The organism is Shewanella colwelliana ATCC 39565 (assembly GCF_000518705.1).
In the GTDB taxonomy this organism is placed as follows: domain Bacteria; phylum Pseudomonadota; class Gammaproteobacteria; order Enterobacterales; family Shewanellaceae; genus Shewanella; species Shewanella colwelliana.
This window is the reverse complement of the sequence record NZ_JAEC01000040.1, coordinates 21,417-38,068: the sequence shown is the minus strand read 5'-3', so window position 1 is coordinate 38,068 and position 16,652 is coordinate 21,417. Positions and strand designations below refer to the sequence as shown.

The window sequence follows — 16,652 nt, the reverse complement described above, 5'->3', positions numbered from 1 at the left end:
TTCGATTGCGATTGACTTCCCGGCTGATTGTGCTGTGACTTACTTTCAGACGTTTTCCTATCTCCCGATAACTGAAACCCTCGCGTAAATAGGCTTCAATCTGGTATCGTTGTCCCTCGATCAACTGCTTGTAATTCATGGCAACTACTCATGTTTGTTTGGCGACTACAGAGTATCACCAACAGGCAGTTGATCTCTCCTCACCGTTTAACCATGAGTGGTGCACTTATTATCTGAATTCGGGCTGACAACATCCTCCCCTTTCTAAAATCTCATTAGCAGTTAACTTCTTTCACCAACAGATATTCCATAAATAAATCTAATGTTAAGATAAAAGTGCCACTTGCAGAATTTTAAAACTGAAAGATAATGATTTATATCATTAAAAAAAGAAGTGCCACTTAAATCGTGATTATTATTTATGTGTGAAAATTAAGCTTGATGTTGCTCACTTTTCTCAAATTAGAATGATAATGAGTAAAAGATCGACATAAAATCTATTAGGTTGTTATTAATGTAAATTCACACAATTGGTCACAATCTAGTCGTAACAGTGGGTTGCATTGTTGCGGCCAACAGATTGGCGAAAGAAGCAGGAATTAAAAAGTTCGGTCCTTACTTTGAAGCTAAAAGGCTTTGTGAGCAAAAAGGTATTATCGCGTTGTCTTCAAACTATGAGCTTTACGGCTCTTTATCTGCATCTATGATGGAGGTAATTGGCCGCTTTGCTCCACAGCAGCACATCTACAGCATTGATGAGTCTTTTTTATCGTTTAAGCACTGTTATCCCGCAATACCATGCCTAATTGAGCACGCATTTAAACTTAGGCGAGCCGTTTGGAAAGAAACAAGGTTACCTGTTTGTGTTGGGATTGGCGCTACCCTTACCTTAGCCAAGGTTGCTAATCATGCTGCGAAAAAGCTGCCAGGCTATGCCGGTGTTTGTGCTATTACCACCGATGAGGAACGCAAGGACATCCTCAGCAAGATGGAAACTAAAGATGTTTGGGGTGTTGGTAAGCGTATCGCAAAACGGCTTGAGACCATGAAGGTCAACACAGCACTAGCGCTCTCCCAAATGGAGCCTAGTGTTGCACGTCAGCAATTTAGTATTGAGCTCGAGCGGACAGTAAGAGAACTCAATGGCATTCCATGCAAAGGATGGGATTCAGCAAGGGCTGATAAGAAACAAATATTTTCAACGAGGAGTATGGGTAACCGTATTTCCGATAAAGCATCACTACTGCAAGCCATCACTAAGCATGTTGCTATTGCAGCAGCCAAAGCAAGACAACAAGGTTCCCTTTGCAAAACGATGCTTGTCTTTGCGAGTAACTCACCGTTTGATGAGCGTCCGGCAGGATTTAAAATCACGCTCCCTTTGGAGATACCAACGAATGATACTTGCGAATTGATAGAAAAGGCAGTGCGTGACAGTAGCCTAAGATTTCAACCTGGGGTACGTTACTACAAAGTTGGTGTAGGTCTGGTTGAGCTATGTAGCGAAAAGCACTTTCAACAAGATTTATTCAATCAACCTAAAAGTCCAACTCTAATGAAGGCGCTTGATTGTATCAATGCGCGTTATGGAACTGACTCGCTTTTTGTTGCTGGCCAAGGCGTATCACCGAAATGGCAAATGAGGCGAGACTTGCTAACACCGCAATATACAACACGTTGGTCAGACATTCCTCGGATTAAATGTTAGACAGCATAACGGCGTTGTTGCCTTAAAAACATCATTTAGTAACAATCCGTGCTTTTACATCGAACTTCACAGAACGGGTTTTATTTTATATAAATATCATATGGATTCATGAAAACTGGTTAGCAATGGTTGCACTGTTATCGAAGAGAGAAGCGAAGCAAATTTCTGGCATCAAGGTCCACCTTGCTGCGTATCCAGCATTCGAATTCGTAAAATCACTACGATTTCAATTTTCTGATGCGATAAAAAAAGGATTGCTCAACGAAAAGTTGCTAAATGAAGCGGTCATTCTTCAAGGGAAAATTATCGAAACCGAACTACATATTTTTGCAGGTTTCGAATCCATGATATTTGATTTTGCCAATCTCAACCTTCTTGATACCACAGTGCTCATACATCAAGATATCGCCGATGAGGATATAAAGCTATTTGCATGGAAAAATGTTCTGTACCAGACTTTACTAAGCTCAGTCTCAAGCGACTATCTAGACTTAATCTATTCGAATATCAATGCAAAAATTCCATCAGACGTTGCTAATAAGCTCTACTACCAATCACATCTAAGCGAAGAATTATTAGCCAAAATGACAGGCAAAGCTAAAAATACTATCGCCAAGCAAAAGTCTCGTCACAAGCCCCCTCAACAAGAAATGTCTGTTTCACTTTTTGAACAAGTCATCGGAGAGGCAGATGAACGTTGATTCTGAGCTTTCAAGATTTAATATTGAAACATTAAAAAATGCCTTAAATAATGCCTTCCCTGAAGAATTGACTGATTATCACTCCTGTATTGCAGATGAAATAATTAACCTAATTGAAGTCTTAAGTCATCGCTACCAGAGAGACTTCCCAGAGCTGACTACAATAAAATTTTTAGCTAAAAAAAAGGTAAAAAACACACAAGCAGATCTTGAAGCGCATAAAAATAACCTCTCATTTTTGTATCAAGTGCTAGTGAAGGAAAAGCAACTTGAAAAATATTATTTTAGCGCCTTTATAGCAAGTGTCATGCGTTCCCCCTCTCAAGACCACCAACAATTTGAACAATATAAGGCGATAACGTTATTGGTCTGTGCAAAGTTATACACCATGGGGAGACATGAATCGGCGATCAAATCTGTCTGCAATGAAATTAGGCAATGGTCTCTAGGAAAAAGAAATGAGCTATCCAATAATCTTCCTGATGTCATTGATAGTGAGATGAAAAAATTAATTGATGAACTAGATCTAAAAAGAAAGGAAAAACTAGAAGTTAACAAGAGTTCCAAAGTTGGACATCAAATATCAAACATCTATGTTCCTTATAATGACAGCTACAACCACAATAAAGGCATTTTACGAGGTACTACACTACGCGATCCTGGAGCTCCCAGAACAAGGCTAATTATCAACCCTGTAGAGAATGATGGCTCTGATACTATTACTGAATTTATAGAGGTTCAAACACATCAAGAAGGCTGGGCAACAGAAGAAGCCTCATCAGAGCATAAGAAAAAGATGTTTATGATATCGATGATGATGCCTAATAAAAGTGGTTATGCAGTACAGAAGTTACGCGCTCAAGCGATCAGTAATAAAATATTAAAAAACCACATGTGCCTTCCATGTGATATCCAGCAAGCAACAAAATTTGAAATTAGAACATTACTTTCATATTGCATGGACCCTGAAAAAGTTTGCGAAAAAACGCGCTCATTCCTGCTGGCATCTTTAACATTAGGCTCATCATTAGAGCGTGTTAGCCAGCGAAAGTATGACGATAAAACCAACAGTTTAATACAAGAGCACAAGCTACCAACCCAGAACCAACGCAAGCGAATAATTAAGCTGATATCACCAACTAAGACAACATTCTTCATTAGGTTACCATTCGATATAAAAACAATTTTGTTGAATGACTTAGACGACTTAACATTGAAAAAAACCTCTAAACTACTGAGTTACATTAATAAAAAACACGGAACAAATTTAACCGAAAACAAAATATCATCCTACCTACGTCATACACTAAAACAGGAGTCAATAGATCCAACAATTATCGCGTTAATTGAAGGTAAAACGACTAAAACCGTCCCCGAACTATCCTACACTCACTTATATGAGCTAGATGTAAATCAGATATATTGTCGTTTTTTATTGTATTTAGAGAACTTATCAAGCAAGTCGCATAAATTTGAACCCAACAATCAACATGCTCATCAAGAGAAACACCCCATCGGCAGCCCGCTAGTGATGAATGATGAAATTTTGGGAAAGTTTTTCAGAACCTTAGAAAAAAATATATCTGAGATTTCAGACCGATACTCTCAACAGCAACATAACTTCATCACTTACTATGTGTTATTTACTCTTGCAATATCCTCAGGCTATCGACCCGTTACAGGATGGTTTGGAAAAGTCACTGACTATAATTTATTCAACTCGACATTTTGGATCTCTGACAAAGAAATGCATCAAGCACTATCGGGTCGAATGATTATTCTTCCTGATATCGCTATGAGTATTTTGAAACACTACTTACGCTATTTAAAAGCTGGAAAAGTTGACTCCATGAGCCTCAAAATAGAAGTTACAGAACGTTATCAGGACGCCATATCTGGCGAGAAACACCTGTTTTTCTTTATCAACGATGGCGCAATAGAAGAAGTGACGCCTAAAACCATGACCGCTCATTTTGATAGTGTACTTCCCTTACCTTTGAATTGGCATCGACATTATGTGAGATCATTACTCGTTGACGAAAATGTACCTCCAGAGCTAATTGCAGCTTGGATGGGGCATGCCGAACTAAATGAGCCAGCATTTACACGGTTTTGCTCATATTCAATCAATGATTTAAAGATAATCAGTAACACGATTAACACAAAACTAGTTTCTGTTGATTGTAAGGAGATTACATTTGTCTAAGGACTCGACGGAGATTGGTGTAGAAAAACGGCTACAACAACGAAAACGCCATCAACTTAAAGTAGTAAAAAAAGCGGAACAGCTCATAGACAAACATTTCCCGAGTGAAGCTAGCTTTCCTGCCTCACAAGATTTTAATACTCGTTGGCTTCAATTGGTAGAAGATATAGAACATGCGTATAACTCAAACTCGGATCTAAAACGAGCCTTTAATCACTGTGTCGGCGTTTTCAACAAGAGAGCAGAGTCACTCGGTATCGACTTAGACATACCGTCTTTCATTGTTACGCAAAAGGCTGATAAAACGATATATAATCAAGTCATTATGCAAGAAGGAGCTGCATTCCATCAGCTATATAGCAATTGGTTTGACAAGCTATCGCAACATGGGCACGGCACTAATATATCAGATGCTTACCGCTCCATTATTATCTCATTTATTTGTTACTCAGGTTGCCTTAATCACCACTTAGTAAAAGCAATATCAGCACAATTAAATACCCAGTTAGATATTTCAACTGTCAATAATTTACCTTTTATATCACTGGAAATTGATGAACATGGCTACCATACAAATATCGTAAAATACGGCAAAAAGACAACCGAGTTCACTTGGTATTTATCTCCACTGACTATTAGCTGTATCGATCATTTTTTAACACTCAAACGAACCCCCACAAATGCTGACTGGCAAGCGCCCATAGACAATAAAGCGATTCATGCTTTAATCACTAATGACTATATCGGCAATGTGCCTCTGCCTAATAGTCTTGAGAAATTAGTAAAATCGGCTATCACGCTTATTCCATTTTTTCCAAACATGAGAATATCTCAAGCAATGCTTGAGTATTCAATGGGCAGAAACATCGCGTATAGCTTACCTAAAGCGAATTTAGCTCGATTAGTTACAAGCCCCATTAAAGTACATCCTAGTCTTAATTTTTATAGCGCTCTGAGGAAAGCTTCACCAACAAAAATAAAGCTTGCTAAACCGACTTTGCCATCATCAAAGTTCTTTTCAGCATTATCCAAAGAACTAAAAGAAAGCAACAACAAGAAGCTGACATCAGACTCGTTGGCAAAAAAATTACAAAAGCTTGTAAGTGAAAGTCAACTGTCGACGGCCCAAGAAGTGCTAATCGAATGGTTTATACATAAGCTCGACACATGTAAGCCTTCGACAATACGTACCTATCATTCGATCCTATCGAGAAAATGGCTTTATCAAACTGAATCAATAAATTTAAACGAGGACGATGAACAAGATTTTCAAGATCTCTACACTGAATTGATTGAACTAACTAATGGCCAGAAGGCCAAAACTCAACTAGCAGCTCGATTGAGTGACTTTCACGCCTTTGCTGTTCAACAATTTGGCTTCCCTTTGCTACTTGAACCAATTAAAAAAGGCTCGAAATATAAAAACCATACTAGTGCTGGTTTTATTGATGAAACCCTATTTAAAGTGCTATTAAAAACCGCGGATAAAATAGCAGATTTAGACTTTAATAATAAGCTGATCATAAAAAGTATATTGATAATTGCTTATCGATGCGGCTTACGCATTAGTGAGATCACTAAACTTAGACTAATAGATATAGAAAACTCACAAGAGGGCTGGCTAAAAATAAGAGAAAATAAATTTGAGAATAACAAAACCCCGTCTTCTCGTCGTAAAGTACCACTATACGTTTTACTGCTTGAACATGAAAAAAAGATTATTACAACGTTCTTAAATCTGACAAGACAAGAAAACATCAATGCTGCAGAAACTCGTTTAGCCTTTACCATTGGACAAGATAACAGCAAGCCAATAGATAAATTCCTGATCTCAAATTTCACATCAACAGCCCTCAGACAGCTGTCAGGACTTGAGCATTTGGTATTTCATCACTTAAGGCATAGTGCAATATCTAGAGTACAGTTAATTTTTGAACTAGGTGATGACAGTGTTAATTATCCAGAAATTGTTCCCTATTCACTAAAGCAAATCAACAAGATAACCGACACAATAGGAGGTAAAAACCTACGTAATAAATATTATGCGATTGCCGCATTTGATGGACATTCATCCCCAGCAACATGCTTCAGTAACTACTTCCACTTTTGCGATTTAGTACTTTATTCCAACTTGCTTAGAATGAAGCTAAAGGTAACGCAAAAACAGTTACAGAATTTAGCCCTTGGTTCTCGCAGAAATCTAAGTCATTTGGCAAAATTAAATAAAACAGATACCAGCTGGAGTATGGCGACCTTTCTTGGCTACACTGTGAAAAAATTAAAGTTCAAACCAATTAAGACGCCAAATCCCAAAAATACAACTGCAATTCAACCGGAGTCGGATCCTAAACCCATTATAAATATCGATACTTGTTACAGAATCTTAAAGCAAATGGAGCTTGGTATTGATCCAATTGAACTAGCTTTCAAATACCATATTGAATCGAACCTTATCGATAAATGGCATACTAATGCTACCGCGCTAATGGCAATAAAGACTCATTATAACACTCCTAGATTACAATCTAAGCGCAGCTCTCAATCGCTTCTCCCCTCACAACCAAGCGCTTCATCTGAGTTAAAATGGCTTGACTCCATTATCACAAAAGTTAGACAGCAGTACCCACATACCCCCCAAGCAATCCAGTGGGCGCTAGCATATGCACTCAACAACAAAAGCAATAGTAAGTCAGGGATATACTTTTCAAAACCTGAAGATTTAGAACGTTTTATCGCGACATTTTCATTTGCAATACCTAAAAGCAAATGGCGAGTGCAAACACTATCAATTAACCACTCTATCCTGAAAGAACATTGGAGAGACGCTTACAAAGGTATTCAGGCGCTCAGATCAAAGCCATCTTCACATAAAGGCCGCACAGGTAATGGTGCAGTGTGGTTAGAGCTAAGACATTCAGACGAAAAAGAGATCATTGGCCGCCGCAAGCAGAAAAAATACTCGTCTAACGCGCTAATGTTTCTCTTTCATATGATGGGAATAATGATGATGAACAACAAATAAGGCTTTGCTCTGCTAGTTCACCGCTGGCACATTACATGCTCAACTAGGTTCTTGAGAAAGATAGCTATTGAGGAGTTGTTTTATACTCGACCAGAACGCAATCACACTTTTATGCGCATAAAAATGTAAAACTCCACACTTTTCTGCGCGTAAAAGTGTAGACTCAGTTATACTATAGACAGTTAACAGTCTTAATTGGCGGGAAATGACAATGCAGCGCAACTTACTCAACGCCCTAATAGCATGGAAAAAACAACCTGTACGCAAGCCACTATTGATTGATGGCGCTAGGCAAACGGGTAAAACCTATCTGCTGCAAGAGTTGTTTGGCAACACCTTTACCAACATCCTGCGTATCGACTTTCTTGAAAATCCCGCCTACAAAGAAGCGTTCGATGGCTCACTGTCACCTGATGAGCTATTAATGAACATTGAGCTGTTGACCAATCAGGCGTTCAACCCAGAAACCGATCTGCTGATATTAGACGAAATTGGCGAATGTGAACGTGCAGTTACTTCGCTTAAGTATTTTGCCGAAAAAGCACCGTCCTATTTTGTCGCAGCCAGCGGATCAAATATTGGTTTGCTCAACACCTTCCCTGTGGGCAAGGTTGAACAATACAATTTACGACCACTGACCTTCCAAGAATTTATTTACGCATCAAACGAGCAAGCACTGATCAAAGCGTTTGATAGTCAAGCAAGCACATCGGCGGTTCACACTAAAATGATGGATAAACTAACAGACTACTTTTTTACCGGTGGTATGCCAGAAGCCGTTTCTGCTTGGTATCAGTTTAAGGATTCAAGCATTCTAGAGCGTGTTGAAAAAGTCACTAAAATTCATGCCGATTTAGTTGAAGGTTATCGCCGCGATTTTGGTAAGTACGCGGGCAAGGTCGATGCCACTCTGATTGAATCTGTGTTTAATAGTATTCCAGCGCAGTTATCAATTGTCAGTGATGAATCCGTTAAGCGCTTTAAATTTAAACATGTGCATGAGCGTAAATCTCGTTATAGCGATTTTGAAACCGCGATCCATTGGCTTAACTGTTGCCGCTTAGCCTTGCCGAACTACCCTATTGAAGGATTGCCGAAATCACCTCTGGCGGCCTATAAAAAAGAAAACATGGTTAAACTATTTATGTTTGATGTGGGCCTGCTCAATCATATGCTAGGCAGTCGTTATAAAGAGATTAAGCAACAAAACTACGAATACAAAGGCTATGTGGCTGAAAACTTTGTGCAACAAGAGCTCACTGCCATTGGCATTGACCCAAGCTATTCATGGAATGACGCACGCGCTGAAATCGAATTTATTTTGGCAACCGATGAAGGAGATATCATCCCTGTTGAAGTAAAAAGTGGCAAACGTACACGGGCAAAATCGCTGGCATCCTACATTGAAAAATGCGCACCAAGTAAAACCTTTAAGTTAACTGGCACACAAGGCTCATCAGCGTTAGAACAAACCAATATCGTGATGCCTTTGTATTTCACACAGTATTTACCACAGAGATAGTAGAAAACGTTAACTAGAATCCCGGTGTCTACACAAAGTTACTTTATAGGTGACAATCTGTAGACCTTGATGCCAGCCATTCGACACTCAGGCTTATCAGTCGTGGATGCCATAGCATCCATATTGAGCTGACCTGGTCAAATGAATTCGGTCACCCTAGTTAAATTCGTTAAGCCACTTCTAATTAAGACAGACGATCATGGCTAGGCAATAATGCACCTAGATGCCGTCCATGATCTTTACTTTCGAACCTCATAAAATTGTACATCCGCCCAACTCAAAATAGAGACGATTAAAATACTTAGTGTCACACTCGAAGCGTCCATTGTGACACTAAGTAGTAAAACTTCTTAGGCAACAGTAAAAACCAGCGGTACAGTTACCTGATGATTAAACTGTCCAAAGCATTCATCACCACCTCAAACTCTTGTTCAGTGCCGTTGATAAGCACGTCTAGGGGCTTTTTACCATAAAATGGAGGGTTGCTGTTTTTCATATTCATGAAGTCATAAACATTATCAGGATTGCTAAAATAGCATTTCAGACTTGTGTGAATATTCAGAATATAACTCAGCCTAATAACCTGAGCTTCACTCAAACCTTTTGCCTCATAACATCGAGTAGAGTCATAGTTTGGCATTAACAGTAACTTGGCGACGTCTTGCGGAGCACAACCCCATTTATCTAGTATGGTTAGGACCGTTTGCAGCCCAACATTGAGGCTGTACTCATCAAATTCGTTAATATTTTTCATATACCCTCTCGATTTCAAGTATTCAATACAACACGACGAGTCATCCATCAAGTCCCTTGGAACCGCAACCAGCGTAAACAGCTGAATTGCGGGCAAATTATTCTGATGATTTTCTTCACATAACAATGAGTGTGGCACTAACTCTCTGAATTTGAGCCCTACTTTATCCATTAAGTTAAATGCATTTAGCGAACATCACTAGGCAAAATACACCGCTCTGCTTTAGACGGTGTATTTTGCTTAGTGATGTTATAAAACCATAGCATTTGGGATCAATCCAGTAGAACCCCTTTCGCAGTAAGGTGCTTCCTCAGTTGAATCTCCCACCAATCAATATCAACCGTTTGATGCTTAATATAGTTCTTCCCTATCCAGTCAGCTATTGCATCAATGTTTTGTTGTCCAGTTCCGTTCCCAACCAAAAAATTGAGTTCACGACCAGTCGGTAAACAATACAAACGTTGGCATAAATAGTAAGCTAAGTTCTTAACGATATTTGATTTCATTTGGTTATCCTCTTAGTTTTTGGTTCAAAAATGCTTCAAAGGCACTGCCGTCTTTACGCGTTAAATTAGGCACATATCGAGAGTAGACAGTGAACAACATATTGGTATTGGCATGCCCCATTTGTTTCGCTATCCACTCGGGAGACTCCCCTGATGCTAACCAGAGCGTTGCCGCCGTATGCCTGGTTTGATAAGGATTTCTTCTTGAGATTCTTAAAATGTCGAGTGTCGGATACCAAACCCGATAAGACATATTCTTATTGTTCATAGGTTTTCCGCCAGAAGTCTGGAACACAAAGCCGCTACGCTCAGATAATTTATAGTGCTTAAATAAAGCGTCATAAACCAAGTCATTCATATCAATTTCGCGTAATGACGTTTTGGTTTTCACTGGCCCCAACTTATTGCGAACCCAAGACTGACGCACTAGGATTTGACGACGTTCAAAATCAACGTTTTCCCACTGTAATCCATCAATCTCTCCTGTACGTAACCCCGTGAAAAAGCGCACCAAGAAATAGCAACGAAAGTCTGGTCTGACAAAGTCGATAAACTTAAGCACCTCATCTAATGTGAAGGGATGCACAGGCTTACGATTGACTGGTAGAGGCTTTATTGACTTCCAGGGACTAACAAATTCATATCGCTCCGCAGCATCATTAAGAATTACCCTAAGCGGTGACAGAATTTGATTTATCCGTGACGCAGAAAGCTCCTTTGCAAAAGCTTGTCCATCGACCAAATCCGCTCGAAAAGAAAGAATATCAGTCTTAGTGATCGAATTGATTTCCCGCTCACCAAAGCGAGGTAAGACGTATAACGTTAAGATATCCTCGATAGTTCTTAGCTGCGATGGGCGCCACTCCACCTTCTTTTCAAGCAACCACTGCTCTACAAAAATTGAGACTTGCACAGTACGAGAAGCATCTCTTAAAGCAGTCATCCGGTCGTAAGCTTCAAACTTCTCAACTTGCTTGCTGTTAGGAAAATGACGAGCATACTCAAATTGATTGAGCTGAATTTCCGCTTCAATTCGAGTAAGTACTGCCCTTGCTCTTTTTCGATTAGCTGTTGTATCTTCAAGCATGGTCATTTCTCTACAACGTATCCCCTTGAATCTAAAGTCGAGATACAGCTTATTATTTCGAGAGTTAATACTACCCATACAGCCTCCTACTTAGTTGGTAGAACATCTGAGTAGCCAAACAGCATCAATTGCTCGACGCTTTCCCAAATAAACAGAATTTTACGGCCCCCAAATGGTCGAATGTAATGCACTCCCTCAAGTAGAATCGCATCCTTTAACTGATCTCGAATCGTTCTTGCATCATATTTAATGCGCAGAGACAGCTCTTCAGCTGTTAAATAGGTGTTAGACATAATATACTCTCCGATAGGTCATTTGATTTCACAGAAAGCCTTTTTGCTCTCCTGTAGAACAAATTTATGCTCATTTATTATCTTTTGCAAGCCTTTTTCACCTGCAGGAGAACATTTTTTATTATTGGAGAACATTTTGAAGTGTAATCTTTCCAGAATACTCGGTGAGAAGAGGCTTAAGGTTGCTGATGTAGCAAGGGATACCGATATCAACAGAGGTACTATCACCCGCCTCTATAATGAAACGGCTACCCGTGTTGAATTAGATGTCATCGAAAAACTGTGCAAATACTTAGATGTGGAAATTGGCGAGTTGTTGGAGATACAACGTAATTAGCTGACTTATAAATACATTAAGCATAAGACTTTTTAAGACTGTAGGCCAATCCCATAAATTGGCTTAGCAGACGAGTGGATTGCTAAGCCATTAAATTTATTGACTACTAGTTTATTTTAAAGGTTCCCAGTCCCCAGAACCGAGTCCAGTTTTAATACCTTTTAGCATGCTCTCAACCTCAGACCTTTCAATATGCTGGCGGCTATTCGCGCTGTATCGATCTTGAAAATAATCAATACCTATTGGAGTCAACTGATAGCCTTTATCAACACGCAAAACTCTGCCGTTATCAAGGTGTGTCTTGAAATTCCCAAGGAACTTTTTCAAAGGATAGACCTTTCCTTTATCCATACCAGTTGCTTCGAGAACCGCAGCCATGTATGTCCAAAGCTCTCTCCCACTAGGAGTCTTGGTGAGCTTATAAAATTGTAATTCTGCCATAATAAATTCCTTTTATTGAACTAGCTTCTGACCATAGGTACAAAAATTTCACTGCCCATGCTGTTACTGATTAAGATTATAGACGACTAAAATCAATAACATTAATCTTTGATAACAGGATAATTAGCATCCCCCCACAGCTCATGGGAGTTATCCATCATAATGTTAATAATAATAGGCACTAGCTTCGATAGAAATGCCACGCCATCTCGAATTTGATCGCGATTAGCAGAGCTATTCCAAGTTGCTCCACCATGGATCAATTGATTTCTCAAAGTATATAAACGCTGCAGAATTAGCGTATTTAGCGAATCAGTTCGCCTAGTTGAAAGCGCTGTATTTGCTCTTACTTTTGCATCAGCAAAACGTATTATCCACTCTTCTTCATTCAACTTCCCATTGTGGAAGTCCCAAAAAGGTTGGAACACATACTTGTTGTCTAATAAAACTCGAATGCATGAAGAAAACTCTGACCAAGCTAGAGAATAAAGGTGATTATTTTTGTCTAACTCCACAAGCTTAGACATAAACTTAGCAAAGGCCTCAGACTCCGTATGCCTCAAAACTTCAGTATCTTGCGCATAAGCAGCATTGAAGGCTATCCATAGAAAGATAAACTGACTATCCTTGTCATCCATACACTGTTCAGACTTAGCCAACCAACTCAACGAGCGATGAACTCGCAAAGCTAAACCTTCAGGAAAACGGCCCCTTATTTCACGTTGTTTGGCTTTCAAAGAGTCAAAATCCATTTCTACCTCACATTTTCAATTTGAACCGCAATACAATGCAGCATTAACGTTGAACAGCAGCACTAACCTAGCACTATTCCAGCTATATAAAACACCTCAACGATCACACCCTTCATTTTTCAGTTTAAAATAACGCTATTGTGGGTTCCTGCATTTAAAATGCTAATAAGTATAGTCAATAAAAATATACTCTTTTAGCTCAATACAACTAATTTTTTCCTGCACAGACAACCTATCCTTTAATTTAAGGTTTTTATTTTTCCGCGGACTTGAGCAACAACTACAAGACCAAGCTTTAGGGGTATTGGCATAAAGACCTAATTTCAAGTTCAGCTCTAAATTCCATTTCACCTTTGAGTGACCAAAGTAATGACAATTAGCAACTTTTAGCTTCTTACGGTCGTAGTGATGCCTTCTCAGCGAGCGTTTGTATTTCATTTTCTTTCTCCTCTTTTGAGGTGGTTACTGCTTCCAGCAACCGCCATATCGGGAGATGAACGAATTTATGATTAGCCAATACCAAGCTCATTTTCTCAAATATTTGCTACGTGGGTGATTAGTTTTAACTTAACAGTTGATCTAAACACTAACACTGTCTAGTATTGATGTCATGAAAAAAATTAATCGCTATTCCTTAAATGATCTTTGCCAACTGGTTGAGCTAACACCTCGCACAGTGCGCTTCTACATACAGAAGTCTCTAATGCCTGCTCCAGAAGGCAGTGGTCGAGGTGCTTTTTATACTCAAGAACACATAGAGCGATTGCTAGAAATTAAGAAATGGCAAGATGCCGGGTTGTCACTTGAGCGCATCAGTGAGCTGCTATTTGATGAAAGCAGCACAAAACCTTTGCCGCCACTTAAACGTGCTCAACCTGGTGATATTGAAGTTTGCAGCCATATACACATTGATGAAGGCATATCACTCACCTTGAATCCAAGTAAGGCAGGCCTAACACCTGAACAAGCTAAACAATTAACACTCGAAATAATCTCGTTGTACCAACGCATTGCATTAAGCGATAAGGAAGATAAATGAACAGTGAAATAGGGTTAACGTCGTTGTCAGGTGAGCAAGTAGCGCTTAAGTCTGTCGATATAACGGCAACACTTACTGGTGTGCTTTCTGAAGTCGAGATTAAGCAACAATATAAAAATAACTCATCAAACAATATTGAAACTGTTTACACGTTCCCCCTTCCCATTGACGCTGTATTAACCTCATTAGAAGTCGAATTAAATGGTGAGGCGCTTCAAGGACATGTAAAAGCAAATAAGGCCGCAGAAGAAGATTACGAAGACGCGATTGTTAGTGGCGATACCGCTGTGCTACTCAGTAAAATAGCCGATGGCCTATACTGTATTAATTTGGGTAATCTATTAGCTGAGCAAGAAGCGGTTATCTCAATCCGCTACGCTCAGCTGCATCACTGGCAAGGTGATAGCCTTCGTTTTTACCTTCCTACGACTATCGCTCCTAAGTATGGTGAGCCACAAAAGAGCAATATTGCTGGGCATCAAGTACCTCAACAGTCATTGTCAGCATCGTATAATTTAAATTTCTCGATCACTGTCGAAGGCTTGCTTGCAGGAGCGGCTATCAATAGCCCAACACATAACTTGGCATATCAAGTAACAGATCAAACAATGAGGATAAGCCTTAAACACCCTCAGCCTATGGATCGTGATTTCATTTTAGAAATTGATAAGCCAAAGGGATATATCGGAGAAGGTTATTGGGCGAACGATGGTGAAAGCACAGTTGCGTTAACGTCATTTATTCCAGAGCTAGACTCATCGCAAAACCCAGCCATCAAGTACCAAGCTCGCTGCATTAAAATTGTTGTCGATTGTTCGGGCTCGATGGCCGGCGACTCAATAGAACAAGCGCGTATTGCACTACTTCAGATAATCAATTTGTTAAACGCCCAAGATTACTTCAATATCATTTTATTTGGATCTAACCACCAGCAACTCTTTAATGAGTCGGTCATCGCAGATAAAACTAATATTAGTATCGCTAAACAGAAGCTAAATGTACTTGCTGCAAATCTTGGTGGTACAGAAATGCAATCAGCATTAAGTGCCGCTTATCATTCAAAAACATTACCTCACTTACCAACTGATTTACTACTGATCACAGACGGCCAGACGTGGGATGAAGATGCATTAATCGCTAATGCAGAACGTTCTGAACACCGTCACTTTGTGGTTGGGGTTGGCTGTGCAGTGAGTGAAGCATTTTTATCTAAGCTTGCCAAAGTAACAGGGGGAGCGAGTGAATTCGTTACACCAAACGAACAGATGAACAAGCGAATATTGCAACACTTTAAACGTATCAAGCAGACCAGAATTCACAATCCTCAACTCTGCCTTAGTGACAAGTATTCCGCACCACTTTGTTTTGACCCATTACCTACTCATAAAAGCACAATATTTTTGGGCGATACCGTAAATCTGTTAAGTCACTATGAAGGGTATCCACCGGCAACGGCAGATTTTTACTTTGAAGGTGAGTTTAATGAAGCCAAGAATGAGAATGAAATCTATGGCGCCACTATCACTCTAACTCACAAACAAAATGACAACGGTTTAATAGCGAGGCTTGCAGCCCATGAACGGTTAATGGGCCTAGATACGAATGAAGCAACAGCATTAGCTGAAAAGTATCAATTACTCACCAAGCACACCAGCTATATTCTAGTAAAAGTAAATGATAATAGCGGCCAACTTCCGATACCACAACTTCAACAAATTCCTCACCAAATACCTGCTGGCCAGAGCGGTTTAGGCAGCGTCATAGGTGAAAGTAGCGGTGTGGTATGCCAAGGTGTGCCCACGTATTCATCAGAGTCTATGCCAGATTTAGACTGCTTAGCTATTCCGGCATTCTTGCGACAACAATTTGATGACACACCAATAAAAGTGCATAACTTGACTCGCCTTCAAGCAAAAAATCATCACTCATTAGCTGAGTCACTCAACAGTGAGTTCACTCCCAATAACGACATGGGCATGAGTGAGTTTGATATCTACGATATTGAAGAGTTAGGTGAGAAAGAAACAATAATTGAAATACTCTACCAGCTGGAACATACAGGCTATCACGAGCAGAAGTTGGTGGCAGCTTGGTTAAGCCTTTATAACGAGTTTAATCCTGACAACCAGTTTAGCCGACATGTCATTCGCCTGATTAGAGTGTTATGCAAAGAGCTTGATGTCAGTGCAGACCTGATAAATACCGTTAAAGAAGCAATGAAACAAGAACTGGCTCCCCAGACGATCTAAAAATAAAGGCTGAACGATTCTTCACGAAGAAAAGC

Annotated in this window: 15 protein-coding genes and 1 pseudogene; 8 read left to right on the top strand and 8 right to left on the bottom strand. The window is 39.7% G+C overall.

The window, feature by feature from the left end:
* A partial coding sequence (locus tag L876_RS22555; RefSeq protein ID WP_156029416.1) for a helix-turn-helix domain-containing protein occupies positions 1 to 139 on the bottom strand: 139 nt, incomplete at its 3' end.
* A 417-nt stretch (positions 140 to 556) separates the two neighbouring features.
* Here L876_RS22555 and L876_RS21885 point away from each other — a divergent pair.
* From L876_RS21885 to L876_RS0115245, 5 genes and pseudogenes are all read left to right on the top strand, one after another.
* A pseudogene (locus L876_RS21885) lies at positions 557 to 1,708 on the top strand (Y-family DNA polymerase); the annotation flags it as partial.
* A gap of 125 nt (positions 1,709 to 1,833) precedes the next feature.
* A complete protein-coding gene (locus tag L876_RS0115260) occupies positions 1,834 to 2,409 on the top strand; it encodes a hypothetical protein (RefSeq protein WP_028764595.1) in 576 nt (191 codons plus the stop codon).
* Positions 2,399 to 4,615, top strand: coding sequence for a site-specific integrase (locus L876_RS0115255; RefSeq protein WP_028764594.1), 2,217 nt, complete (start codon positions 2,399 to 2,401; stop codon positions 4,613 to 4,615). The genes L876_RS0115260 and L876_RS0115255 overlap by 11 nt, the downstream gene beginning before the upstream one ends.
* A complete protein-coding gene (locus L876_RS0115250) occupies positions 4,608 to 7,637 on the top strand; it encodes a tyrosine-type recombinase/integrase (protein WP_028764593.1) in 3,030 nt (1,009 codons plus the stop codon). The genes L876_RS0115255 and L876_RS0115250 overlap by 8 nt, the downstream gene beginning before the upstream one ends.
* Positions 7,638 to 7,848: 211 nt before the next feature.
* Positions 7,849 to 9,159, top strand: a complete 1,311-nt coding sequence (locus L876_RS0115245) for an ATP-binding protein (protein WP_028764592.1) — start codon at positions 7,849 to 7,851, stop codon at positions 9,157 to 9,159.
* A gap of 379 nt (positions 9,160 to 9,538) precedes the next feature.
* On the opposite strand, the gene L876_RS0115240 is transcribed toward L876_RS0115245, so the two are convergent.
* From L876_RS0115240 to L876_RS0115225, 4 genes are all read right to left on the bottom strand, one after another.
* Positions 9,539 to 9,913: a hypothetical protein gene (locus tag L876_RS0115240; RefSeq protein WP_028764591.1), complete on the bottom strand. Its 375-nt coding sequence runs from the start codon at positions 9,911 to 9,913 to the stop codon at positions 9,539 to 9,541.
* A gap of 272 nt (positions 9,914 to 10,185) precedes the next feature.
* The gene (locus tag L876_RS0115235; RefSeq protein ID WP_028764590.1) at positions 10,186 to 10,419 is read right to left on the bottom strand and encodes a hypothetical protein; all 234 of its coding nucleotides are present in this window, start codon (positions 10,417 to 10,419) and stop codon (positions 10,186 to 10,188) included.
* Between the two features lie 4 nt (positions 10,420 to 10,423).
* Entirely contained in the window at positions 10,424 to 11,584 is a 1,161-nt protein-coding gene (locus tag L876_RS0115230; protein WP_028764589.1) for a tyrosine-type recombinase/integrase, read from the bottom strand.
* Positions 11,585 to 11,592: 8 nt separating this feature from the next.
* The gene (locus tag L876_RS0115225) at positions 11,593 to 11,799 is read right to left on the bottom strand and encodes a hypothetical protein (RefSeq protein ID WP_011919780.1); all 207 of its coding nucleotides are present in this window, start codon (positions 11,797 to 11,799) and stop codon (positions 11,593 to 11,595) included.
* A 136-nt stretch (positions 11,800 to 11,935) separates the two neighbouring features.
* On the opposite strand from L876_RS0115225, the gene L876_RS0115215 reads away from it, so the two are divergent.
* Positions 11,936 to 12,136: a helix-turn-helix domain-containing protein gene (locus L876_RS0115215; protein WP_428829724.1), complete on the top strand. Its 201-nt coding sequence runs from the start codon at positions 11,936 to 11,938 to the stop codon at positions 12,134 to 12,136.
* 111 nt (positions 12,137 to 12,247) lie between these two features.
* Here the strand turns inward: L876_RS0115215 and L876_RS0115210 are convergent, their stop codons facing one another.
* The 3 genes from L876_RS0115210 to L876_RS0115200 all read right to left on the bottom strand — a co-directional run bounded on the left by L876_RS0115210 (position 12,248) and on the right by L876_RS0115200 (position 13,767).
* A complete protein-coding gene (locus L876_RS0115210; protein ID WP_051413154.1) occupies positions 12,248 to 12,577 on the bottom strand; it encodes a hypothetical protein in 330 nt (109 codons plus the stop codon).
* Between the two features lie 101 nt (positions 12,578 to 12,678).
* Entirely contained in the window at positions 12,679 to 13,329 is a 651-nt protein-coding gene (locus L876_RS0115205; RefSeq protein ID WP_028764586.1) for a HEPN domain-containing protein, read from the bottom strand.
* Positions 13,330 to 13,491: 162 nt separating this feature from the next.
* Complete coding sequence (locus tag L876_RS0115200) at positions 13,492 to 13,767, bottom strand: hypothetical protein (protein WP_028764585.1); 276 nt, start codon at positions 13,765 to 13,767, stop codon at positions 13,492 to 13,494.
* Between the two features lie 172 nt (positions 13,768 to 13,939).
* On the opposite strand from L876_RS0115200, the gene L876_RS0115195 reads away from it, so the two are divergent.
* Both L876_RS0115195 and L876_RS0115190 read left to right on the top strand, forming a co-directional pair.
* A complete protein-coding gene (locus tag L876_RS0115195; RefSeq protein WP_028764584.1) occupies positions 13,940 to 14,368 on the top strand; it encodes a helix-turn-helix domain-containing protein in 429 nt (142 codons plus the stop codon).
* The gene (locus L876_RS0115190; RefSeq protein ID WP_028764583.1) at positions 14,365 to 16,617 is read left to right on the top strand and encodes a VIT domain-containing protein; all 2,253 of its coding nucleotides are present in this window, start codon (positions 14,365 to 14,367) and stop codon (positions 16,615 to 16,617) included. The genes L876_RS0115195 and L876_RS0115190 overlap by 4 nt, the downstream gene beginning before the upstream one ends.
* Positions 16,618 to 16,652 lie beyond the last annotated feature (35 nt).